Source organism: Azospirillum mesophilum (assembly GCF_053470405.2).
This window is the reverse complement of the sequence record NZ_JBPXMQ020000016.1, coordinates 150,752-156,751: the sequence shown is the minus strand read 5'-3', so window position 1 is coordinate 156,751 and position 6,000 is coordinate 150,752. Positions and strand designations below refer to the sequence as shown.

The 6,000-nt window shown below is 65.6% G+C and carries 8 protein-coding genes; all 8 read left to right on the top strand.

Going from position 1 to position 6,000, the window contains the following annotated elements; all coding sequences use genetic code 11:
- A partial coding sequence (locus ACSVC7_RS17470; RefSeq protein WP_483508466.1) for a hypothetical protein occupies positions 1–305 on the top strand: 305 nt, incomplete at its 5' end.
- Between the two features lie 74 nt (positions 306–379).
- The gene (gene tnpA, locus ACSVC7_RS17465) at positions 380–772 is read left to right on the top strand and encodes an IS66-like element accessory protein TnpA (protein ID WP_448205472.1); all 393 of its coding nucleotides are present in this window, start codon (positions 380–382) and stop codon (positions 770–772) included.
- Complete coding sequence (tnpB, locus tag ACSVC7_RS17460) at positions 769–1,116, top strand: IS66 family insertion sequence element accessory protein TnpB (RefSeq protein ID WP_448205471.1); 348 nt, start codon at positions 769–771, stop codon at positions 1,114–1,116. Before tnpA ends, tnpB begins: the two co-directional genes overlap by 4 nt.
- Before the next feature lie 82 nt (positions 1,117–1,198).
- Positions 1,199–2,821, top strand: a complete 1,623-nt coding sequence (gene tnpC / locus ACSVC7_RS17455; RefSeq protein WP_448205470.1) for an IS66 family transposase — start codon at positions 1,199–1,201, stop codon at positions 2,819–2,821.
- A 6-nt stretch (positions 2,822–2,827) separates the two neighbouring features.
- Positions 2,828–3,040 (top strand): hypothetical protein, encoded by a 213-nt coding sequence (locus ACSVC7_RS17450; RefSeq protein WP_448205469.1) that lies wholly within the window; start codon positions 2,828–2,830, stop codon positions 3,038–3,040.
- Between the two features lie 223 nt (positions 3,041–3,263).
- A complete protein-coding gene (locus ACSVC7_RS17445) occupies positions 3,264–4,211 on the top strand; it encodes an SPFH domain-containing protein (protein WP_448205468.1) in 948 nt (315 codons plus the stop codon).
- Positions 4,212–4,311: 100 nt separating this feature from the next.
- Positions 4,312–4,938: a hypothetical protein gene (locus ACSVC7_RS17440; protein WP_448205467.1), complete on the top strand. Its 627-nt coding sequence runs from the start codon at positions 4,312–4,314 to the stop codon at positions 4,936–4,938.
- Positions 4,939–5,300: 362 nt separating this feature from the next.
- Entirely contained in the window at positions 5,301–5,678 is a 378-nt protein-coding gene (locus ACSVC7_RS17435; protein ID WP_448205466.1) for a hypothetical protein, read from the top strand.
- The last annotated feature ends 322 nt before the right edge of the window (positions 5,679–6,000 follow it).

Below are 6,000 nucleotides of genomic sequence, written 5' to 3'. Positions count from 1 at the left end.
CGCTGAACGGTCTGGTGAAGGTGCTGAACCGGCTGGGGCGGGGCTACAGCGTGGATGTGCTGCGCGCCAAGGTGCTGCTGGCCCACGGCGCCGGCAAGATCGCTCCGGCGCCGAAGGGCAAGCTGCTGCGCGACTGGCACGCCGACCTTGATGTGCCGGCGTACCGGCGGCGCGGGCCAGAGCCGAAAATGATCGGGCTCGTCACGCACTTCCGCGACATGGCGCCCCCGCCGCCTCCACCCGATGTCCACCTCGGCATCGACCTATCAACCTTGACGCGGCTGATCGAGGAGGATGCGATTTGACCTCAAATCAACCCGCTTTTCCGGAGAGCCGAATCATAGGGCCTGTCCCTATGGCTATCCCTATGGCAGTCCCTATGACTATCCAACGCGTCGAGGTGATCACGGGCCTGGAGCGGCGGCGGCAGTTCAGCGATGAGGAGAAGCTGCGGCTGGTCGAAGAGGCGTTCCAGCCGGGCGTCAAGGCGACCGAAGTCGCCCGGCGCTTGGGCGTGGACGTCAGCCTGCTGTACCGCTGGCGCCGCCAGTTCTTCGGTCAGCAGCCCCGGCTGCCCGCCTTCCTGCCGATCACCGTCGCCACCGACGCTCCGGCACCGGAGGAGGTGACGGAGCCGGCAGCGGCGCCCGCGGCCCCGCCAGCCGGTTTCATCGAGGTCGAGTTCGCGACGGCGCGCTTGCGCATCACCGGCCCGGTCGATCCGGCCCTTGTCGGCACGGTGATCGCCGCGCTGTCGGGACGGTCGGCATGATCCCGGTGCCTTCCGGCGTGCGGGTCTGGCTGGCCGGCGGGGTCACCGACATGCGCTGCGGGATGAATTCGCTGGCGCTGAAGGTCCAGGAAGGGCTTGGCCGCGATCCTCATGCCGGCGATCTCTACGTCTTCCGTGGGCGTCGCGGCGACTTGGTGAAGTGCCTGTGGCATGATGGGCTCGGCATGTCGCTGTACGCCAAGAGGCTTGAGCGGGGCCGTTTCATCTGGCCCAGCCCGGCCAGCGGAGCCGTGGCCATTTCCGCGTCCCAGCTCGCGTATCTTTTGGACGCGATCGACTGGCGCAATCCGCAGCAAACCTGGAGGCCGCGCACGGCCGGATAAGCTGCGGCACAGTGAATCAGTGCGCCGTTCTCCGGCAGCAAGCGCGAGGATTGGTGCGGGTTTCCGGGTACAATCCGTCCCCATGGACGCCTTGCCCGACACCATCGACGCCCTGCGCGCCGCGTTGATCGAAGCGCGCGGCCGGGCTGCGGTGGCCGAGGCGGATGCCGCCCAGGCGCGGGCCGAGCGTTCCGGCGATCAGGCGCTGATTGCCACCCTGAAGCTCCAGATCGAGAAGCTCCAGCGCGACCTCTACGGCCGGCGCTCCGAACGGACCTCCCGACTGCTCGACCAACTCGAATTCCAGTTGGAGGAGGCGGAGGCCAGCGTCGGCGAAGACGATCTGGCGGCGGAACGGGTGGCCGAGGTGACCGGTACAGCCCGCATCACCCGCAAGACGCCGGCACGCAAGCCGTTCCCGGCCCATCTGCCGCGCGAGCGCATCATCATTCCGGCACCGAAGGCGTGCCCGTGCTGCGGCTCGACCCGGCTGTGCAAGTTGGGCGAGAGCATCACCGAGACGGCCGAGCGCATCCCCGCACGCTGGAAGATCATCCAGACGGTCCGTGAGAAATTCTCCTGCCGGGACTGCGAGACGATCAGCCAGCCGCCGGCACCGTTCCACACCACGCCGCGCGGCTGGGCGGGGCCGAACCTGCTGGCCACGCTGCTGTTCGAGAAGTTTGGCCAGCATCAGCCGCTGAACCGGCAGTGCGAACGCTTCGCCAAGGAGGGCATGGCGATCAGCCTGTCTACCGCGGCCGACCAGGTGGGGGCGGCGTGCGGCGTGCTGAAACCGCTGCTCGACCGGCTCGAAGCACATGTGCTGGCGGCGGAGCGGCTGCACGGCGACGACACGACCGTGCCGGTTCTGGCCAAGGGCAAGACCGACACCGGCCGCATCTGGGTCTATGTGCGCGATGATCGCCCCTTCGCAGGCGAGGCGGCACCGGCGGCGCTGTTCCACTATTCCCGCGACCGTGGCGGCGGGCATCCCGAAGCACACTTGGCCGGGTGGACCGGGGTGCTGCAGGCCGACGCCTATGCCGGGTACAACCGCCTCTACGACGTGAGCCGACGGCCGGAGCCCGTGGCCGAGGCCCTGTGTTGGGCGCACGCGCGTCGGAAATTCTTCGAACTGGCCGACATCGCCGCCAACAAGCGGCGCGGCAAGGGGGCGCCCCCGATCTCCCCGCTGGCGTTGGAAGCGGTACGGCGCATCGATCCGCTGTTCGACATCGAGCGCGAGGCCCTCGGGTGCTCGGCGGCCGACCGTCTGGCGCTGCGCACCGAGCTGTCCAAGCCCCTGGTTGATGATCTGGAGAACTGGATGCGGGCGGCACGGGCCGGGATGTCGAAGCACGCGCCGGTGGCCAAGGCGATGGACTATCTGCTGACCCGTTGGGAGGGCTTCACCCGTTTCCTGCGTGACGGCCGGGTGTGCCTGACGAACAATGCGGCGGAGCGGGCGCTGAGGGGGGTGGCCCTGGGCAGACGGGCGTGGCTGTTCTGCGGTTCGGACCGCGGCGGGCAGCGCGCCGCCGCGATGTACAGTCTGATCATGACCGCCAAGTTGAACGACGTTGATCCCCAGGCTTGGCTGGCCGACGTCCTGGCCCGCATCAACGATCTGCCGCAGAACAAGCTGCACGAGTTGCTGCCCTGGGAATGGAAGCGCCTGCACGAGACGACCTCGGCGCCCTGAGGAACCATGGCCAGAACCCGCAACCTCGTGACCATGGAGCGCGTCGCCGAAATCCTCGGCGAGGACGTCGAGTGGCTGATCGACATCGCTATCGAGCTGGAGCCGGAGGACGGTTGCCTGACCGTGTTCGGCCCAGGCGAGCAGTGGTTCTATGCACTGACCGAGGATGGCGTCGAGAACCTCAAGGAACTGATCCAAATCTACCGAACGGGCCGCTGACCGGTTAGACACGCATCCGCGTCATTCACCGGATGCGTACGGATGGCCGACTCCACCAGCCCCTTACCCGCCCGGCCCGGCGGGTGGGGCTTGCGCTAGCAGAAAGCGCCCCATGCGCTTTTACTGAAAGCTTCTCATCGCGAAAGCACATGCAATGAAAAACATATTCACCTCCCAATCCAATACCATGCCACAAGGCGGACCGAGTAGGCCGCGTCTCGCCTTGATCAAGCGCAAGGTCACCACTTATGGCGCCATCGGCCTAACGGTCGTGGTCGTCTCACTGGCCTTCAAGCCCTTTACCTTCGTGTCCGAACAAGAGCGCGTGGTAGTCACGCGCGCCGGTCAGTTCGTCAACGTCGCGCCCCCGGGCTTTCTGCCATACGTGCCGTTCGTCAACGGCATCACCCGCATTCCGGTTGACTTCCAACAACTAGAGATCCTGAAGGCCAACACCTTCACCGACGACAGCCAGGAAGTCACGGTGGACATGAAGCTCACCTACCGCATCAGTGCCGAAGATGTGGAATGGGTTTTCAAAAACGCCAACGACTACAAGAGCCGGTTGGAGACGCTGGCGCTGGGCAGCATGAAGGCCACGCTCGGCAAGCATGCCGCCACTAAACTCGCGGCGAACCGGATGGAGGCTGCCCGGGAGGCGCTAGACCGCATCACGGACGAGGCTAAGCGCCTCTACAAGGTCCAGATCGTGGACTTGCAGTACACCGACCTCCAATTCTCCAAGGGCTTCCGAGAAGCGGTGGATGGCACGGCTGTGGCGAAGGCCGAGGCGGAGAAGGCGCTTCATGTCAAGGCCCGCAAGACGACCGAGGCCGAGACGCGGGCGATCGAGGCCAAGGGGCAGGCAGACGGCAAAATCGAAGAGGCGCGCGGCAGCGCTGAGAGCACGCGCATCAACACCGAGGCCGACGCCAATCGCGTGCGGAAGCTGGGCGATGCCGAAGCCTACCGCATCACCCAGGAAGCCGACGCGCTTGCCCGTAATCCGACCATCATTGCGCTCCGCCAAGCCGAACGCTGGAATGGAGCGCTGCCAGTTCAGATGTTCGGTGCCAGTTCCGCCCCAGTGCCGATCCTCAACATCGACCCGGCGGGGGGCGCAGCGGTGCGCGAAGTGAAGTCCGATCAGCCGGTACCTCGCGCCCGCTGATCGTCGTCGGTGGCCGTTGGACAAGGTACAACTCTCATACCTTGTCCAGAGGCGGCTCCGCCGTTCAGAACACTCCCGCCCGAGCAATAGGAGGTCCCCAATGAACCGCCATCAAGGTGAACCGCCGGTGCTCACGAAAGCGGAGATGGAGGATCGCGAACGCGTGGTGGATGTGCAGATATTGATCATGGTCTTCGCTGCGGTGGCCGGCTGTGTGATCGCAATCCTGTGCGACTCGGATGCGTGGGCGATTGGTCTTCTGGGTTATGCGGTCCTCGGGGTGCTCGGCATGCTCATCATGAAGATGCGCCGGTTGCGCTGCGGGCGGCGTCGCCCGCCAGACGCCAACTGTTGGAAGTTTCCGCGACCCGGATCGAACAGCCGCGCCGAACAGAAACGAAAGTATTGCAGGTGCAATGTTATCGTTCCCGTAATAACGGCCAGATCGGGGGCTGGTATGTTGGAAGCGCGAATTATTGCGGACGGACGCGACTACGCTCATCTGGAGATTTCCAGTCGAAACGAGACGGCGATCGATGTGTTTGCCCGCCGATGCGGTGGAAAGCGGGTCGAACTATGGTTTGCGGGCAAAGGGCAATTGGAGGCACCGGTTGATGTTGTGGCCCACTGGCGCGAGCTGGGAGCCGCGGCGCTCGCCGTTCAAACGCTGCGCCGCCGGGCCACGACGTTCCGTCTTCTCGGCTTTGAGCGCGTTTCGTGGATTTGAGCGCGCCTCGCCTTTTCAACGTCAGGGCTTCGGTTCCCGGCTTGGTCGATGACCGCCTTCGAGTGGGATGCGCTCAATCGGGTTATTACCGGGCCGTGGGTGGCCTGACGGCCAGCTGCTGCGGTCGGCCGGTGATCCCCCCGTGACCTCCACACTTCGGTGGCAGTTTTTCCGCCACGCGTCGGGGAGCGAATGTGGGCACCGTGAGACAACGGCCCACCTCGTGGCGAAAGCGGTTGTGGTGCGCGCGGCTGAGGATCTCGGCTATCAGGTTACTACGGAAGCTGCGGCCCCGGACGGCAGATGGGGGGGCCGATGTTCTGGGCGAACATCCCCGTCAAGGTTGGCGGATCGCTCTGGAGATGCAACTGTCGCGGTGCTCGCTCGATGATATCGCGTCCCGCCAGCAGCGGTGCCATGAGGCTGGGGTGCGAGGTGCCTGGCTTGTCGGGTTCGCCCTGCAGGATTACAGCGCGTGGCGCGATCTTCCGGTGTTTCGGCTGGTGCCCACAACCGACGGCAAGCTCGATCCATGGGTCGCCCACCATGATCAGCGCTCCACACCGCTGCGCGACTTCGTGCAGCTGCTGCTGACCCGGCGCGTCGTCCTGGATGATCCGCCGGAGCACGCGCTGACGCTCTCGGCGATCGGTGCTCCTTCGACCTGCTGGCGGTGCTTCGATCCGCTGTTGCTGCTAACGGCCTTCGTGAATGCGCCTGTCGGCCAAGGACGTGGGTAAAGTGCCGGACGTCCACGACGCTTACCGCCGCGGCAGCGAGGTGTTGAACCCGGTGGACCAACGGTGCTGGTCGCCGCGCGATGGCCGGGAATGGACGCTTCGGGAGCGGTACTGGCCACGTTGGACCTGGCCGTCCGGCTCATAGTTGCAGGGAGAGCGGCGAGGGCTGTCGCCCTGTCAGGCGGTAGGCTCGCGGCTCGTCCCCGACCAGTTTAGACCGAGAAAGGTGACGCCAACGCTTATCTGGGGTGCGGGATTTTGCGCTTCCTTCCCAGTAATAATTCCCCGTCGACAATGGACAGGCGGTCTTGCACACCGCGGC